This window comes from Streptomyces sp. 6-11-2, from assembly GCF_006540305.1.
In the GTDB taxonomy this organism is placed as follows: Bacteria; Actinomycetota; Actinomycetes; order Streptomycetales; family Streptomycetaceae; genus Streptomyces.
This window is the reverse complement of sequence record NZ_BJOR01000002.1, coordinates 403,078-419,300: the sequence shown is the minus strand read 5'-3', so window position 1 is coordinate 419,300 and position 16,223 is coordinate 403,078. Positions and strand designations below refer to the sequence as shown.

Sequence of the window (16,223 nt, the reverse complement as noted above, 5' to 3'; positions counted from 1 at the left end):
CCCGCCGCGCCCCGTCCTGGTGGTCGCGCGTACGGGGGCTTGGGCGCAGCGTCGCCGGGCAGGTGTTCCTGCTGCAGGCGGCGGTCGTGGCCGCCCTGGTCATTGCCGCGGTCGCGGCCTTGGTGCTCCAGGCCCAGCGCGACAGCCTGCAGGACGCCCGTGCTCGCACACTGGCGGTCGCCCACACGTTCGCGAGCGCACCGGGGACGGCGCGGGCGCTGACCGGTCGCAATCCCACCGCGATCCTGCAGCCGCGTGCCGAGCAGGTACGTAAGCAGACCGGCGTCGCCTTCGTCGTCGTCTTCGACCGCGACGGAATCCGTATCACCCACCCCGATCCCTCCTTGATCGGGAAGCGCGTCATCGGCCCGTATCAGCAGCAAACGGTCCAGGGCCTCACCGTCACGAGAACCTTCACCACCTCCCGCGGCCCGGCCGTGGACTCGGGCGTGCCCGTCATCCGGGCGGACGGGAAGATCGTCGGTGCGGTGTCCGTCGCGATCACCGTCCAGCGCGTGAACGCGGTCGTGAAGCGGCAGGTGCCGGTGGTACTGGGGGCGGCCGCCGTCGCGCTCGCCCTGGGTACGGGCGGATCGGCGCTGGTGAGCCGACGGCTGCGCCGGCAGACTCACGGCCTCGGCCCGGCGGAGGTGACCCGCATGTACGAGCACCACGACGCCGTGCTGCACGCCGTCCGGGAAGGCGTGCTGATCACCGCCGGAGACGGGCGGCTGATGCTGGCCAACGACGAGGCCCGGCGGCTGCTGGATCTGCCCCCGGACGTGGAGCGGCGCCCCATCGCCGCCCTGGGCCTGGATGCGGGCATGGTCGACCTGCTGACGGCGGACCGTCCGGTCACCGACCAGATGCACTTCGCGGGGGAACGGCTGCTGGCCGTGAACGTGAGGCCCACCGCTCCCTACGGCGGACAGGCGGGCTGTGCGGTGACGCTGCGGGACGCCACCGAGTTGCGGGCGCTCGCGGGCTCGGCCGAGCGGGCCCAGCAGCGGCTGCGGCTGCTGTACGAGGCGGGCATGCGGATAGGCACCACCCTGGACGTGAAGCGCACCGCGGAGGAGGTCGCCGAGGTCGCGACTTCCCGCTTCGCCGACTACGCCACCGTCGAGCTGCTGGAGCCCGTGCTGCACGGCGCCGAGCCCGGGGACACGGCGGGTTTGCTCCGCATCGCGTGCCGCGGCGTGAGGCAGGAACCTCCGTTGCCCGCGGCCGGCGAGCGCGTCGTCCGGGACGCGGCCACCCCGATGGCGATGGCCCTGGCCGGCGGGCACGCGGTGCTGGAGCGGGATCTGACCGTCTCCCCCAGTTGGGTCGCGCGGGTACCGGAGCTTGCCCGTCTGGTGCCCGACCTGGGGCTCCGTTCGCTGATCAGCGTGCCGCTCAAGGCCCGCGGCGTGGTGCTGGGCCTGGTCACCTTCTGGCGCTCGGAGCACAGCGGCCGGTTCGAGGAAGAAGATCTCCCGGTCACCGAGGAGCTGGCCGCTCGCGCCGCGGTATGCATCGACAACGCCCGCCGCTACACGCGCGAACACATCGTGGCCGTCGCCTTGCAGCGCAGCCTGCTCCCCCGCGTTCTGCCCGAGCAGAACGCGCTGGAGGTCGCCCACCGCTACCTGCCCGCCCAGGCCGGGGTGGGCGGCGACTGGTTCGACGTCATCCCCCTGTCCGGAGCCCGCGTGGCCCTGGTGGTCGGTGACGTCGTCGGCCACGGCCTGCACGCCGCCGCCACCATGGGGCGCCTGCGCACCGCGGTGCACAACTTCTCGGCCCTCGACCTGCCCCCCGACGAGCTGCTCGGCAGTCTCGACGAGCTGGTCACCCGGATCGACCAGGACGGGCCAGAGGGTGAGCAGGACGTCACCGGGGCCACGTGTCTCTACGCCATCTACGACCCGGTGGACCAACAGGTCGCCCTGGCCAGGGCCGGCCATCCGGGACCCGCCCTGGTCCTTCCGGACGGCACGGTCGTCCTCCCCGACATACCGGGCTCCCCGCCCCTGGGCCTGGGCCTGGGCGGCAGCCTGCCCGTTGAAACCGTCGAACTGCGGCTGCCGGAAGGGTCCAGCCTGGTGCTGTTCACCGACGGCCTGATCGCGACACGTGAACGGGACATCGACACCGGCCTCGCCCTGCTGCGGCAGGCCCTCACCGAACCCGCGCACACCCCGGCCCGCGATCCGGAGCACACCTGCCAGGCAGTCTTCGACGCCCTGCGACCGGACCACCCCCGCGACGACATCGCCCTGCTGGTAGCCCGCGCCCGCCTGCTCCACCCCACCAAGGTCGCGGCCTGGGACGTACCACGGGACCCCGCGGCCGTCCGCCGTGTCCGCGACGGTGCCGGCCGCCGGCTCGAGGTGTGGGGCCTGGAGGAGATCGCCTTCACCACCGAGTTGATCATCAGCGAACTGATCACCAACGCGATCCGCTACGGAACCGAGCCCATCCGCCTGCGCCTGCTGCGCGACCGCACCCTGATCTGCGAGGTTGCCGACGGCAGCAGCACCTCTCCCCGCCTGCGCAGGGCCACCGCCACCGACGAGGGCGGACGCGGCCTGTTCCTCGTGGCCCGATTCGCCCAGCGCTGGGGAACCCGCTACACCCCCCGCGGCAAGATCATCTGGACCGAACAGGCCCTCCCCGGCACGCCGGACGGCGCCGGCTCCCTCCTGGCCGACGCGGCCCCCGTGCAGTGAGACCGGCACGATGCCCGACCCAGGACCTGGTCGCGACCGTCTCCACACGAGCTCGCCGACGGCCGCCGCGGCGGGTTCCCTCCATCGCTGCCGCGACAAGAAGCCCAGCCGGGTGAGGAACATCCGCCGCCTGCCCAGCAACTCGGCGACGCGGCCGCCGAGCAGGTTGAAACCGGCCGTCCGGGAACGGTCACCCGGGTCCGTGGGTGCTGCATGCACCTGCGGTGCCGCCCGGGAGGGTGTAAGTAGAAAATATGCGCCTGCGGCAGCGGTTTTCACACCGCCCTCGCTCACGGCAGGCCGGTGACGCTCTGCTGGCGCTTCCGCTGGGCTTGATCGTGGCGATCGTGCTGGTCGACGTACTGGCCCCACATGGTTTGCCGCTGGGCCCGTCGCTACTGATCGTGGCGCCCGCGCTCGCTGCGTCCTTCGCCTCCACCCTCGTCACCGGGGCGATTGCCGCTCTGACTGTGGTGGGCATGCTCGTCATCGGTCTTCAGAGCGGCCACCTGCTGGGCGGCACGATGTCCTTCGGCTCCCAGTTCATCGCCCTGCTGGTGGTGTCGGTGATCGTGACCGTCTTCCGATATCTGCGCGAGCGGCACGCCCGTGAGCTGGCGCTGGTGCGGATGGTGTCGGAGGCCACGCAGCGGGTGGTGCTGCGGCCGCTGCCGCGGCGGATCGGTCCGCTGCGGGTGGGATCGGTGTACATGGCGGCGCAGCAGGAGTCCCTGATCGGCGGCGACCTGTACGCGGCCGCCCGCACTCCCACGGGTACCCGGCTGATCATCGGCGATGTGATGGGCAAGGGCCTGACCGCGATCAGCGACGCCGCTTTGCTGCTGGGAGCCTTCCGGGAAGGCGCACACCGTCAGGCCACCCTCCCCGACCTCGCGTCCTACCTGGACCACAGCGTGTACTGGAACCTGACCGACTCCACCGAGTCGGGGGCGGCCGGGGAGTCGTTCATCACCGCCGCCATCCTCGACATCCCCGACGCGCTGCCCCAGGTGCACATGGTCACCTGCGGGCATCCGCCACCCGTACTGCTGCACGGCCGGAACGTCTCCACACTGCACGCCACCTGCCCCGCGCCACCGCTGGGACTGGGCGCACTGACCGGTCACCGCTACCGCGTCGACACCTTCGCGCTCGAACCCGGAGACACGCTGCTGCTGCACACCGACGGGGTGATCGAGGCACGGGATGCCCGGGGCGTCTTCTACCCGCTGGCCGAGCGCGCCGGCTCCTGGGGCCACCACAGCCCCTCCGTGCTGGTCCATCACCTGCGCACCGACTTGCTCGCCCACGCCGGTGGACACCTGGCCGACGACGCGGCCATGGTTGCCGTCCAACGCAGCCGCCGGCCAGTGTCCACCGAGGAAGCCGACCGCCCACCTGCTCGGCCCGCCAGAGAAGGCGACCGGGCACCCGACTCGGAGACCATCTCCGATCCCGGCATGACACGTTGAGCGGGTCGGTGCGGATCAGCCGGCGATCCATCCGGCACCGCGTGCACGAGGAATCGATCCGTGAACGGAGTCGCACATGGTCAGGAGTGACTGCTGAAACACACGACGAACGGTGCCCCACCGGGGCGCAGTTGACTACGCGATGTACAGGTCGGCAACGACGTCGTCAGAGAACGTAGTAGGTCAGGTGCGTCGCGGTCGATGTCGAGGTCACACTTCGCCGCACCAGTGTGCGCGGCGCTCCGCCGGGGAACAGTGGTCCCTGCGCCCAGCAGGACGGGCATGAGGTGCAGCGTCAGCACGTCGACCAGGCCGGCGCCGAGCGCCGCGCCGATCGTGGCGCCGCCGCCCATGAGGACGACGTCGAGGTCTGTGCCGCTGTCCGACGACGCCACCTCGGCGCGCTCGCGGGCCGCATGCGTGCGGCTGACCGTCGAGGCCCGCGCAGCGCTGCTCGGCCGACGGCTGCTGCGTCACGGACCCGGCGTCCGCCCCGGACAGCCGGGACAGCAACCCGGCGAACCTTCCCGGTCGGAGCACTGGGTGACGTTGCCGGCGAACGACCGGATCGTGTTACGAGCCCTCAGCAGTTCTCTGACTGATCCGGCGGGCGGCCTCGACGACTGCCGAACGGTGCAGGGCCAGTCGCTCCGGCGACCAGGACCGGCTGACCTGTCCGGGATCGACGTCCTCGGCGGCCCAGAACCATGCCTGGGCCATGGCGAGGACCATGGTCAGGAGATCGTCCGGCCGTATCTCCGGGGCGAGATCGCCGCGCTGCTGCGCGTCGGCCACTTCCGCGGTTTTGCGTCGGAAAGCGTGCGGTTCGAGTCCGGCGACGGAGGGGCGTTCCAGCAGCCTCCACAGTCGCAGGCGCATCAGGTCCGGCCGGGCGACGAGGTGGTCGAAGATCGCGCCGGCGTATCCGGGCAGGTCCTCGACGTCGAACGGGACCGACTCGGCGCCCTCTGTCATCGCCCGTTGCAGCACCTCGTCGAACAACTGTTCCTTGTTGCCGAAGTAGACGTAGATCAGCCGCTTGTTCGCACCCGCCGCCTCGGCGATCCGGTCCACTCGGGCGCCGGCGATGCCGTAGGCGGCGAATTCGGTGAAGGCGGCGTCGAGCAGCCGGGCCTTGGTGGCACTGGAGTTCCGTGGCATGTTCGCCACCCTAGCAAGTAACTATCTAGTTATTGACACCCGCGGGCAGTCGCCCTACGGTATGTATCTATCCAGTTAGATACCTGTCGGAGGAACTCTTATGGAACACCGCGCACTGGGCCGCCTGGGACTGACCGTCGGCATGCAGGGCCTCGGCTGTATGGGGATGAGCGTGTTCTACGGCGCCATCGACGAGACCGAGGCGCTGGCCACGATCGACCGCGCGCTGGAGCTGGGCGTCACCCTGCTGGACACCGCCGAGAGCTACGGCCCCTTCGCCAACGAGCGGCTTCTCGGCAAGGCGCTGGCCGGGCGCCGGGATGCGGCCGTCCTCGCCACCAAGACCGGCGTGGAGATCACCGATGAAGGCAACGTGCTCGACCTGAACGGCCGGCCCGAGTACGTGCGCCGGGCACTCGATCGTTCGCTGCGGCACCTGGGCACGGACCACGTCGACCTGTACTACCTGCACCGCATCGACCCCAAGGTGCCCATCGAGGAGACCGTGGGCACGCTGGCCGAGCTGGTCGCCGAGGGCAAGGTCCGCCACATCGGCGTGTGCGAGGCGTCCGCCCAGACGATCCGGCGTGCCCACGCCGTGCACCCGCTCACCGCTGTCCAGACCGAGTACTCGCTCTTCCAACGCGACATCGAACACAATGGCGTGCTCGACACCCTGCGCGAACTGGGGATCGGGCTGGTCGCCTACTCCCCGCTGGGGCGTGGCTTCCTCTCCGGCGCCATCACCAGCCCCGACGACTTCGCCGAGGACGACTGGCGCCGGACGGACCCCCGCTTCCAGGGCGAGAACTTCGAGCGCAACCTCGACGTCGTCCGCGAGGTGCGCCGCATCGCCTCCGCCAAGGACGTCACGCCCTCCCAACTGGCCCTCGCCTGGGTCCAGCATCAGGGCGCGGTCGCCATCCCGGGCACCAAGCGCCGCCGCTATCTGGAGGAGAACATCGCCGCGACCGATGTGACCCTCTCCGCCGAGGACCTCTCCGCGATCGAGACGGTGGCCCCGCACGGCGTGGTCATCGGCGACCGCTACGCGCCCGAGTTCATGGGCACGCTCAACGGCTGAGACCCGACCAGCGCCCCACTGAACTGAACGACGCGCCGTGGCTTCCTGGCGGGCGGGCGGATCGAGACGACCTCGCCTCCGATGCGCTGCCCGCTGGGGAACTGCGTGACCTCCTGCCCGTGCTTGCCCTGAGCAGCACCCCGCTCACGCCCGCCATGGGCGCCGGATTTGACCGTGAGCACCGGCGCGCCACCGTCGTCGACCGCCACCGCGGTATCGCGGACCTGAACCTTCACCCTCTACCTGGAGTCTGCCCGTGAAAGTCGTCATCTTCGGCGCGTCCGGCATGATCGGACAGGGCGTACTGCGCGCCTGTCTCCTCGACCCCGCCGTCACACGTGTGCTGGTGGTGGTCCGCAGCCCGCTGGGCATCAGCCATCCCAAGCTGCGGGAAGTCATCCACCAGGACTTCACCGATCTGTCCGCCATCTCCGGACAACTGGCCGGTCACGACGCCTGCTTCTACTGTCTCGGCATCTCCTCCGCCAGCCGCAGCGAGGCCGAGTACACCCGCATCACCTACGACTACGCCCTCGCCGCCGCACGTGCCGTCTCCGCGTCCAACCCCGCACTGACCTTCACCTACGTCTCAGGAGAGGGCACCGACAGCAGCGAACGCGGCCGGACCATGTGGGCCCGCGTCAAGGGCCGCACCGAGAACGCCCTACTGGCCATGCCGATGGACGCGTACATGTTCCGCCCCGGCTATATCAGCCCCCTCCACGGAGCAGTCTCCAAGACGCCGGCGTACCGGGTCTTGTACGGCCTCACCTCCTGGCTCTACCCGCTGCTGCGCCGCCTCTCTCCCGGGCACACCACAACCACCGAACACATCGGCCGCGCCATGCTCGCCGTCACCCGGCCCGGAGCAGTCGAGCAGCGGATCCTGTACAGCCCGGAGATCAACCGATTGGGCGGCGAGAGCGCAGCCACAGCGACGAAGACGGGGTGATCGACCGCCACTTCACTGGTACCGCAAACCCATGATCCGGCGGATCCTGCCCGCCGAACGCGCTGGCCTCCGGCCGCCGATCCTCACGTCCACGGAGCCGCTGACGCTGCCCGCAAGACGACTGGGACGCCGCGAGTTCCGCGATCAACGGCTCACGGCGCCAGGGGTGTTCACGTGATCCACGGGAAGGGTGTGGCCGCGCGGCCACACCCTTCCCCATGCCCAGAACATCGCACCGCGCGACTTTTGTTACCCATTCGTCAAGTATTTACCCGAGGGAGAACGACATGGCTTCCCATTCCGCTCTTTCACCCCAGGAGGCCGCCGACCGGCTGGCCATCCGTGAACTGATCGACGCCTATGCCCACTGTGCGGACCGCCGCGACGCGAAGGGGCAGCTGGCGCTCTTCACGGACGACACCCGGTTCCTCGTTTTCATGGACGCCACGGCTGCTGAGCCGACTCAGGAGCTGCACGGCCGCGACTCTCTGGCCCCGGTCTTCGACAATCTGAACACGTACGAAACCACCACTCACTTCAACGGGCAGAGCACGATTTCGCTGGACGGAGTCCGGGCAACGGCTGAAAGCTATTGCCTGGCTTATCACTTGTCGGTGGATGGGGACGGGCAGCGTACGCTGATGATCGCCTCCATCCGCTATCTCGACGAACTCGTCAAGCAGGACGGCGGGTGGCTGTTCGCCGAACGCAGACTGCTGGTCGACTGGACGGAGACGCGCCCCTCCGTCGCCTGACCCGGCCGAGCTTTCTCACCACAGCTTCGAACTGGCCAGAACAGGCAGGGACCGGCCGTCGAGCTGATCGAGGACACGCTCACGGGCAGGGGTACGCAGCCTGGAGGCGCTTCAGCCCGTCCGGTCAGCGAGGCCACCCGGCGGCCCCTCCAGGCGAAGACGAACTCGGCCGGCTCGTCGGCCGGCAGCGCCTGACCCCATGCGTCGTGTCGCCCAGAACGGCTCACCGCCGGAACTCACCATGGAAGCCGCGAGGCGCTGTAGACGTACGCGGTGTCGGCCGGCCAGCGCGCCGTCATACCCCCGGGTGCCGGGGGGCGTGTGGCGCAGCCGACTGGCCGCTCGCGGGCGCGCGACGCTGACCGGGGCCGCTGAACATGGGCGCAGCAGGCGGGAATCGCCCCCGTTCAGGGACGAGGATGTCAATGATCGACCGTGAAGATCGCCACCCGGTCGTTCTGCGCTGCCGTGTGGCAGAAGTTTTTCAGTCCTGGCAGGAATGTCCGGGTGTAGGCGATGTCCTGCGCGTGGCCGGTGCCGTGGTCAGCGTCGAACGTGAGCGTGGCGAAGCAGTCGCGCAGGCACTGCCCGTCACGTGGTTCCGAGGCTGCCGCGACCTCGCTGACCTGCTCCGCAGAGTGACGTAGCAGCCGATGTAGTTGTCGCCTTCGTGCAGCGGCACCCCGCCGAGGATGACGTGCGCGACAAGGGGAAGTCACCGTCGCGCCAGGAGCCGCAGGCCCGTCCACATCAGGCTGCGGTCGACCCGGTCCACGTCGGCGGCGAGCGGTCCGACGCTCTCACGGACGACGGCCTCGAGCTCGCCGGACCAGGGGTACGGGGATCCTGCCCTGCTCGCCTGCGTATTGACGCACCTCGATACGAGTAGTCACCAAACGCCCTGCGCTGCCCTGGAGTCAAGCACTCCGCCCGGCGCGACGAGAGCAGCACGCGCTGCCACCGCGTGAAAGAGACGAAGCACGTCGGAGCCACCACTGGTGTGATCGAAGTACCCGCTCAAGGCAAAAAGTCGCCCTTCGGGTCTGGTCAGGCTGGCGTGATGTTCGGTAGCGTCACGCCCACATCACTGACATGTCAGTGAAATTCCACTGACGTCGGGGGCTTGGCGTCGGTTGCTCCGATGTCGCCGGAAACGGCCCCACGAGACGAGGTTCTAGTGAAGAAGTCGCTTTGGCGCGGCAGCGCCGCCGCGGTGGCCGCGGGGCTGTTCGCCCTCACCGGCTGCTCGAGCACACAGGGTTCGGGGAGCGCGCAGGGGGGACGTCCCTTCGGGGACTGCGCGGTCACGAAGAATCCGACGGTGCACAGGATGGAGACCCGTGAAAGCGGTGCGCTGACCGTGGCCGCCTCGCTCCCCTACCCGGCCGGCTACCGCGGGAACACGCTCGACTCCGTCAACGGCGGCTACATGTACTGCCTGGACGCGGAGATCGCCAACCGGGCCGGACTCAAGAAGATCAAGCTCGTCAACGCCTCCTTCGAAGCGCTGGTGACCGCCAAGACGTCCAACTTCGATTTCGCCCTCTGGGACATCTACGACACCCCCGAGCGGCGCCGGGCGGTGGATTTCTCCACCCCGTACAACACCTATGAGACGGGCGTCCTGGTCAAGAAGGGCTCCGCTCTCACCAAGTCCTCGATCAAGAACGCGACGGTCGGGGTGCTCGCCGGGTCGGTGCAGCTGAACTACGTGAACAGCACCCTCAAGCCCAAGCAGGTGCGGGTCTTCAACTCCAACGACGACCTCTTCAACGCGGTCCTGGCGGGCCAGGTCGACGCGGCACTGAACGACACCGCCACCGTCATGCCGAGGGCCGCGAACTCGGGCGGCAAGCTCGAAGTGATCGGCAAGTACCCGGTCGGCGGCAATGTGGCCGCGCTCTTCTCCAAGGGCTCCCCCAACGTGAAGGTCGTCGACCAGATCCTCGCCGACATGAAGAAGGACGGCACCCTCGACGCGATCATGAAGAAGTGGCTCAACCCGATCCTCGGCGGCGATCCCCACCGGCTGTCCGACTGGAGCGCCTGACCATGGCCACCAGAGCACCCGGCACAAAGGCCGGGGCCACGGGATCGCAGACCGCCGCCGCGGAGCCCACGCCCGCCGCCCCGCTGGCCACCTCCGGTTATCTGGGCGCCGCCGCGGTCCTCGCCCTGCTGGCGACCGTGCTGTGCTACCAGTTCACGGGCACCGCGGTCACCCGCTCCCAGCCGCTGCACCTGCTGCTCGGCGCCGTGCTCCCGGTGCTGGTGCTGGGCGGGCCCTTCCTCCTCTCCTACAGCCGCAGCAAGCAGTCGGAGCGGGAGTGGGAGGAGGGACGGTACGCCGAGGCGCGGGTCGCCGCCTCCCGGTCGCGGGACGCGTCGGTCTCCTCACTGGGACTGACCGGGTTCGTCGCCGTCGCCGCCCTGGTGGGGCTTCTGGTCTTCACCAACGACGGCGCCGTGCAGAAGACCTTCTTCAACGTCTCCTACATGACCAAGAGCCTCGGCGACATCTTCGGGGCGCTGGTCGTCAACATCGAGATCGCGGTCGGCGCCCAGCTGCTCGCCATGCTCTTCGGACTGCTGCTGGCCGTTGGACGGCTGCTTCCCGGAAAGGGGTTCTGGCCGGTCCGCGCGCTGTCCATCGCCTATATCGACGTCTTCCGCGGCATCCCCTCGGTCGTGCTGATCTACCTGGTCTGCTTCGGCCTCCCGCTCACCGACGTACCGGTGCTCAGCAAGGGCGACCCGATCGTCTACGCGATCGTCGCGCTGGCCATGACGTACAGCGCGTACAACGCCGAGCTGTACCGGGCCGGCATCGAGTCCATCAACAAGGGGCAGACCTCCGCGGCGCTGTCCATGGGGCTCTCCCAGCCCGACGTCTACCGGTTCGTGATCCTGCCGCAGATGGCCAGGAACATCGCCGCGCCGATGCTGAGCCAGTTCATCGGCCTGCAGAAGGACACCGCCCTGGTGATCGTCGTCGGGATCATCGACGCGTTCAGCCAGGCCAAGATCTACTCGGCGAACGACTTCAACCTCTCCGCGGTGACCGCGGTGTGCTTCGTCTTCGTGCTCATCACCATCCCGCAGACCCGCTTCGTCGACTACCTGCTGGCACGCTCCGGCACAAAGCTGAAGAGAGTCTGAGCCATGACAGAACCCTTTGTCCTGCTGGACCGCGTCACCAAGAGATACGGTGACCACACCGTGCTCGACGAGGTGGACCTCGCCGTCGCCCGGCACGACGTGGTCACCCTCATCGGGGCCTCGGGCTCCGGCAAATCCACCCTGCTGCGCTGCGTCAACGGCCTCGAACCGATCCAGGGCGGACGCATCTCGCTCGCCGGGGACGTCATCTCGGGCGAGGGCGTGGACCTGGTCGGGCTGCGCCGCCGGGTGGGCATCGTCTTCCAGAGCTACAACCTCTTCCCGCACATGACGGTCCTGCGCAACTGCACCCTCACCCCCGTCAGGGCCGGCATCGCCTCCAAGGAGCGTGCGGAGGCCGACGCCCGGGTGATGCTGGAGCGGGTCGGGCTCCGGGAGAAGGCCGACGCCTACCCCGACCAGCTCTCGGGCGGCCAGCAGCAGCGGGTGGCCATCGCCCGCGCCATGCTGATGCGTCCCGAGGTACTGCTGCTGGACGAGATCACCTCCGCGCTCGACCCGGAGCTGGTGATCGAGGTGCTGAACCTGGTCCGCGAACTGGCCGGTGACGGCATCACCATGATGATGACCACCCACGAGATGTCCTTCGCCCGGGAGATCTCCTCCAAGATCTGCTTCCTCCACCAGGGATCGATCCTGGAGGAGGGACGCCCGGAGCAGATCTTCGACCAGCCCGCCACCCCGGAGTTGAAGACGTTCCTCCGCCGGATCCATGAAGCCGGCCGGGACTGACCTCTTTTCTAATGGAGTTGACGATGAAGCAGAACTACGACGTCCGGGACTTCTTCACCTACCTCGGGTACCCCAGCGGCGATCAGCCCTACTGGTCGGAGAACCTGCGCAGCCTCTCGGTGTACTGCAAGGGCGACGCCGACAACCTCCGGGAACTGCTGGAGCCGACCCCCTTCGAACTGGCCGACGACCGCTTCGTGGTGCAGATCGCGGACTTCGCCAACGCGACTCCGGGCGCCTTCTACGACTCCGGCGTCGTCATCCCGGTCCGCTACCGGGACCACGTCGGGGTGAACTACTACTTCGAGTACGAGGACCAGCCCTGGAGCGTGGCCTTCGGCCGCGAGGTGTGGGGCTACCCCAAGCACTACGGGGAGATCCAACTCACCGACTCCGCAAGCCGGGTGGCCGGAACCGTACAGCGCGCGGGCGAGCAGATCTTCGGCATCTCGATGGTGCCCCAGGACGGATACTCGAACGAGGCGTGGGCCGACATGGCGCTCTACCCGCACCTCCAGGTGCACGCCCTTCCGGAGGCCAACGGCCCGGGCTTCAGGACCTTCGAGATCGTCTCCCGCGACACCTCCAAGGACTTCGTCCTGCGGAGCAAGTGCTTCGGTCCGGCGGAGCTCGAACTGGGATCCGCGCTCAGCGTCAACGGTGTGCAGCTCAAGGTCGTCGAGGTGCTCGGCGGCGAGTACTCCGTCGGCGACTACGCCTGCACCGTGGAGAACGGCATTTCGACAGTGATCGACGACCTGCTGGCGGACGGTCCGGAAGCGCGGCCGCAGCGGGCCTCCACCGTCGCCGAATAGCCTTTCCCCGTCATCCATTTGGTGGCGCCGACGGCCTGTCCGGCGGCGCCGCCCACAGAGAGGGTTGGACACAGTGCGTCCTGCGTACGTCCCTGGCAAGCATGCGGCCAAAGCCGAGGCCGGATCAGCGAACCTGCTCAGTGAGTCGGCCCACGCGGCCCTGCGCTCACGGCTGGTCAGGTGCGAGATCATGCCCGGCGAGCGGCTCAGCGAGGCGGAACTGCGCAGCAGCCTCCAGCTCGGCGCCTCGCCGGTACGGGAGGCGATCCGGCGACTGGAGTTCGAGCAGCTTGTCGTGATCTTCCCGCGCAGCGGAACGTTCGCCACCGAGATCGCGCTGAAGGACTCCCGCTCCGTGATGGAACTGAGGCTGCAACTCGAGGGCCTGGCCGCCACCCTGGCCTGCACCCGCGGTTCCAAGGCCGAGAAGGACGACCTGGTCGCCCTCGCCGAGCGGCAGTTCGGCACCACCGATCTCCAGGAATGCATCGACCTGGACGCGGAGTTCCACCGCAGCGTCTACCGGATGACGCGGAACGACTACCTGATCACCACTGCCGAGATCCATTTCAACCTCGCACTGCGCCAGTGGTACTTCTGCTCCAAGGTGGTGCAGACCCCCGACTGGACCGGCGTCGACCACCGCCCGCTCGCCGCGGCCATCGCCGAGGGCGACGCCGCCACCGCCGACGCGCACATCCGCGAGCACGTACTGCACGACTCCCAGCAGGTCGTCACCATCCTCACCGACTACGGACTCTAGGAAGGACCCGCCCATGCGGGGCAGCGACGCCACCGTGCACTCCCTCTTCTCCCTCACCGGCCAGACCGCCCTGGTCACCGGCGCGGCCGGCGGCCTGGGCCTGGCCCAGGCACTGGCACTCGGCCGGGCCGGAGCCAGGCTGATCACCTCGGACGTCAGCCATGAGGCCGCCAAGACCGCCTGCGACCGCCTGCAAGAACACGCAGTGGACTGCATCCCCCTAGCACTCGACGTCACCTCCAAGGCGAGCATCGACGCCGCCTTCGACACACTGGAGGCCAACGGCTACAGCCCGGACATCCTCGTCAACAACGCGGGCGTCTCACTGCGCAACAGCGCGCTGGAGGCCACCCTGGAGGAGTTCGACACCACCCTCTCGATCAACCTCCGCGGCACCTACTTCACCGCGCAGCGCGCCGCCCGGGCCATGCGCCGCCGTGGCCACGGACGCATCATCAACCTCGCCTCCATCGGCGGTCTGGTGGTGGACGGTGAACGCTCCTCGGTATACGACGCCTCCAAGGCAGCCGTCGTCCACGTCACCAGGAACATGGCATACGAATGGGGCCCGCACGGCATCCGCGTCAACTCCATCGCCCCCGGCTACATGCGCACCAACATGACCTCCGACCTGCTCCCCACTCCCGAAGCAGAAGAGCGGATCGTTCGCGACCACATCCCACTCGGCAGGGTCGGCGAGCCGAACGACCTCAGCGGCGCAGTCGTCTTCCTGGCCTCCCAGGCGTCCTCCTACGTCACCGGCCACACCCTGACGGTCGACGGCGGCTGGACCGCGGCGCTGTAGCAATCACCCCCACCCGCGACCGCCCCCAAGACCCGCCACCCCCTCGGCCCGTACGGCTGCCACGGGACGGGGCGGGGACAGGGTCGGCTGCACGGGGGGGCGGGCCGGGTGATCCCGCCCTGAGCCACCGGGCCGGCGAGCTGCTCCGGGCCCCTCAGCGGGAGCCCCTCAGTGTCCTGGCAGCGGATGCCGCGACCGTTGTGGGCACGGGTGAGTGATTCCGTATACGGACCACCGCATTGTCGGCAGCGCGCCTGCTGTCGCTCGGCGAGGGCCTCCTGCGCTCGGTCGCAGGGCTGCGGGGAGCCGTGCAGGACCGGCAGCCCGTACGTCAGCGCACAGTGATCACGGTCTTGCCGCGGGAGTGGCCCTCCTCCACCTGGCGCATGGCCTCGGCCGTATCGGCCAGGGAGTAGGTCCGGCCGACCACGGGAGTGACCTGACCGGCCTCGATGAGCGCGGTCACCGCGAGCAGGTCCTCGTGGGCCGGACCGCCCGGGGTCGCCGGGATGATCGGGCGCAGGCTGTGCCGGGTGACCGCGTTGACCGCGGTCAGTTTCAGCATGGAGCCGATCGCCCCGAACACCCGGCCGGGTGAGCCGCCGCCGTTGGCCACCAGGACTCCGGTCGGGGTGAGCACCCGACGCAGCCGGCCCGGCGGAAGGTTGCCCACGTTGTCCAGGATCACGTCGTAGCGGGCGCGTCCGTCGGTGAAGTCCTCGCAGGCGTAGTCGATGACGTGCGCGGCGCCCAGTGAGCGCACCAGTTCGGTGCTGCCGGCGCTGCACACGCCGGTGACCTCCGCGCCCAGGCCGGCCGCGATCTGAACGGCGAAGGTGCCCACGCCGCCACCAGCCCCGTTGACCAGCACCCGCTGCCCGGCCCGGACCCGGCCCACCGTCCGGATGCCGCGCAGTGCGGTCACCGCCCCCATCGGCACGGCCGCAGCCTGCTCGAAGGACAGACGCTCGGGCTTGGGCACCACCAACTCCGCCGTGGCGCACGCGTATTCGGCGAACGCCCCCGCGCAGAAGCCCAGTACCGGAGTGCCCGGCCGGAGCCCTCCTACGCCGGCGCCGACAGCCTCCACCACTCCGGCCGCGTCGATGCCGGCCACCCGGCACTTCGGACGGCTCAGTCCCATGCCTCCCATCAGCCGCGCCGCGTAGGGGTCGCCGCGCATCATGTGCCAGTCGTAGGGGTTGAGCGCGGCGGCGTGCACACGAACCAGCACCTGGCCGGCCCCGGCCCGGGGCCGGTCGGCTTCCTGCAGCCGCAGGATGTCCGGCGGCCCGAACCGCTCCTGGAGCACTGCCTTCATCGCCCTGCCCCCATCTCCTCGGGACCCGTCACGACCGACACATCTCCGCCGCGCGGGTGAGGGCAAGGTAGGCGTACGCGGTACAGCCGTCAATGGTCGTCGACCGGCGGAACGGGGCGCTCGGCCCACGGGGAGCCGTACCGACATCGATCACCCTGCGGCCGTAACTCCCCGGCTGCCACGCCGTGTCCGGGTCGCCGCCCACCGCGGCGTCACCCGATCGAGCGCATGGTAGGAGCCGCGGTCCACCGCCCACCAACTGTCCGTGCGCGGCCTGTTGTCGCGGGAGACCCGCCCAGCGCGTCGGTCGCCGCCTCCGGGTGCACGGCGACATGAAGCCGGTCTCCGGGTGTTCGGCGAGGGCGGCGCGCACCCGCTCCGCCGTGACCGCCGTGCGGAACAGCACCGCCAGGCCGTGCACCGCAGTCCCGCCGTCCCGCCGTCCGCCGCCCCGCCGCCCCGCCGCCAG

At 69.5% G+C, this 16,223-nt stretch carries 14 protein-coding genes and 1 pseudogene; 11 read left to right on the top strand and 4 right to left on the bottom strand.

Annotated elements, in window-relative coordinates; translation table 11 throughout:
* Window positions 1–62 precede the first annotated feature (62 nt).
* Both TNCT6_RS38060 and TNCT6_RS38055 read left to right on the top strand, forming a co-directional pair.
* Window positions 63–2,714 (top strand): SpoIIE family protein phosphatase/ATP-binding protein, encoded by a 2,652-nt coding sequence (locus TNCT6_RS38060; protein WP_253266531.1) that lies wholly within the window; start codon window positions 63–65, stop codon window positions 2,712–2,714.
* 254 nt (window positions 2,715–2,968) lie between these two features.
* Window positions 2,969–4,186: a PP2C family protein-serine/threonine phosphatase gene (locus TNCT6_RS38055; RefSeq protein ID WP_141367714.1), complete on the top strand. Its 1,218-nt coding sequence runs from the start codon at window positions 2,969–2,971 to the stop codon at window positions 4,184–4,186.
* Between the two features lie 166 nt (window positions 4,187–4,352).
* Here the strand turns inward: TNCT6_RS38055 and TNCT6_RS38050 are convergent.
* Both TNCT6_RS38050 and TNCT6_RS38045 read right to left on the bottom strand, forming a co-directional pair.
* Window positions 4,353–4,602, bottom strand: a pseudogene (locus TNCT6_RS38050) (dihydrofolate reductase family protein); the annotation flags it as partial.
* 157 nt (window positions 4,603–4,759) lie between these two features.
* The gene (locus TNCT6_RS38045) at window positions 4,760–5,347 is read right to left on the bottom strand and encodes a TetR/AcrR family transcriptional regulator (protein WP_141367713.1); all 588 of its coding nucleotides are present in this window, start codon (window positions 5,345–5,347) and stop codon (window positions 4,760–4,762) included.
* Window positions 5,348–5,447: 100 nt separating this feature from the next.
* On the opposite strand from TNCT6_RS38045, the gene TNCT6_RS38040 reads away from it, so the two are divergent.
* Window positions 5,448–6,431: an aldo/keto reductase gene (locus TNCT6_RS38040; protein ID WP_141367712.1), complete on the top strand. Its 984-nt coding sequence runs from the start codon at window positions 5,448–5,450 to the stop codon at window positions 6,429–6,431.
* Here the strand turns inward: TNCT6_RS38040 and TNCT6_RS38035 are convergent.
* Window positions 6,395–6,667 carry a hypothetical protein gene (locus TNCT6_RS38035; RefSeq protein WP_141367711.1) on the bottom strand — a complete coding sequence of 91 codons (273 nt, stop codon included), beginning with the start codon at window positions 6,665–6,667 and terminating at the stop codon, window positions 6,395–6,397. The two genes, TNCT6_RS38040 and TNCT6_RS38035, sit on opposite strands and share 37 nt — an antisense overlap.
* A gap of 20 nt (window positions 6,668–6,687) precedes the next feature.
* On the opposite strand from TNCT6_RS38035, the gene TNCT6_RS38030 reads away from it, so the two are divergent.
* The 8 genes from TNCT6_RS38030 to TNCT6_RS37995 all read left to right on the top strand — a co-directional run bounded on the left by TNCT6_RS38030 (window position 6,688) and on the right by TNCT6_RS37995 (window position 14,433).
* A complete protein-coding gene (locus tag TNCT6_RS38030; protein ID WP_141367710.1) occupies window positions 6,688–7,383 on the top strand; it encodes an epimerase in 696 nt (231 codons plus the stop codon).
* A 287-nt stretch (window positions 7,384–7,670) separates the two neighbouring features.
* Window positions 7,671–8,138, top strand: coding sequence for a nuclear transport factor 2 family protein (locus tag TNCT6_RS38025; protein WP_141367709.1), 468 nt, complete (start codon window positions 7,671–7,673; stop codon window positions 8,136–8,138).
* A gap of 1,330 nt (window positions 8,139–9,468) precedes the next feature.
* Window positions 9,469–10,188 carry an ABC transporter substrate-binding protein gene (locus TNCT6_RS38020; RefSeq protein ID WP_172633305.1) on the top strand — a complete coding sequence of 240 codons (720 nt, stop codon included), beginning with the start codon at window positions 9,469–9,471 and terminating at the stop codon, window positions 10,186–10,188.
* A gap of 2 nt (window positions 10,189–10,190) precedes the next feature.
* Entirely contained in the window at window positions 10,191–11,297 is a 1,107-nt protein-coding gene (locus TNCT6_RS38015; protein WP_141367707.1) for an amino acid ABC transporter permease, read from the top strand.
* A 3-nt stretch (window positions 11,298–11,300) separates the two neighbouring features.
* Window positions 11,301–12,050: an amino acid ABC transporter ATP-binding protein gene (locus tag TNCT6_RS38010; protein WP_141367706.1), complete on the top strand. Its 750-nt coding sequence runs from the start codon at window positions 11,301–11,303 to the stop codon at window positions 12,048–12,050.
* A gap of 23 nt (window positions 12,051–12,073) precedes the next feature.
* A complete protein-coding gene (locus TNCT6_RS38005) occupies window positions 12,074–12,865 on the top strand; it encodes an acetoacetate decarboxylase family protein (RefSeq protein WP_172633304.1) in 792 nt (263 codons plus the stop codon).
* 73 nt (window positions 12,866–12,938) lie between these two features.
* Window positions 12,939–13,628, top strand: coding sequence for a GntR family transcriptional regulator (locus tag TNCT6_RS38000; RefSeq protein WP_172633303.1), 690 nt, complete (start codon window positions 12,939–12,941; stop codon window positions 13,626–13,628).
* A gap of 13 nt (window positions 13,629–13,641) precedes the next feature.
* Window positions 13,642–14,433, top strand: coding sequence for an SDR family NAD(P)-dependent oxidoreductase (locus TNCT6_RS37995; RefSeq protein ID WP_141367703.1), 792 nt, complete (start codon window positions 13,642–13,644; stop codon window positions 14,431–14,433).
* Between the two features lie 331 nt (window positions 14,434–14,764).
* Here the strand turns inward: TNCT6_RS37995 and TNCT6_RS37990 are convergent, their stop codons facing one another.
* Entirely contained in the window at window positions 14,765–15,754 is a 990-nt protein-coding gene (locus TNCT6_RS37990) for an NAD(P)-dependent alcohol dehydrogenase (protein WP_141367702.1), read from the bottom strand.
* Between the last annotated feature and the right edge of the window lie 469 nt (window positions 15,755–16,223).

What these genes read in the sequence shown, in the direction of transcription:
- TNCT6_RS38055 (WP_141367714.1), top strand. Translation starts at nt 2,969, where the DNA reads ATGCGCCTGCGGCAGCGGTTTTCACACCGCCCTCGCTCACGGCAGGCC.
- TNCT6_RS38045 (WP_141367713.1), bottom strand. Translation starts at nt 5,347, where the DNA reads ATGCCACGGAACTCCAGTGCCACCAAGGCCCGGCTGCTCGACGCCGCC.
- TNCT6_RS38040 (WP_141367712.1), top strand. Translation starts at nt 5,448, where the DNA reads ATGGAACACCGCGCACTGGGCCGCCTGGGACTGACCGTCGGCATGCAG.
- TNCT6_RS38025 (WP_141367709.1), top strand. Translation starts at nt 7,671, where the DNA reads ATGGCTTCCCATTCCGCTCTTTCACCCCAGGAGGCCGCCGACCGGCTG.
- TNCT6_RS38020 (WP_172633305.1), top strand. Translation starts at nt 9,469, where the DNA reads ATGGAGACCCGTGAAAGCGGTGCGCTGACCGTGGCCGCCTCGCTCCCC.
- TNCT6_RS38015 (WP_141367707.1), top strand. Translation starts at nt 10,191, where the DNA reads ATGGCCACCAGAGCACCCGGCACAAAGGCCGGGGCCACGGGATCGCAG.
- TNCT6_RS38010 (WP_141367706.1), top strand. Translation starts at nt 11,301, where the DNA reads ATGACAGAACCCTTTGTCCTGCTGGACCGCGTCACCAAGAGATACGGT.
- TNCT6_RS38005 (WP_172633304.1), top strand. Translation starts at nt 12,074, where the DNA reads ATGAAGCAGAACTACGACGTCCGGGACTTCTTCACCTACCTCGGGTAC.
- TNCT6_RS37995 (WP_141367703.1), top strand. Translation starts at nt 13,642, where the DNA reads ATGCGGGGCAGCGACGCCACCGTGCACTCCCTCTTCTCCCTCACCGGC.
- TNCT6_RS37990 (WP_141367702.1), bottom strand. Translation starts at nt 15,754, where the DNA reads ATGAAGGCAGTGCTCCAGGAGCGGTTCGGGCCGCCGGACATCCTGCGG.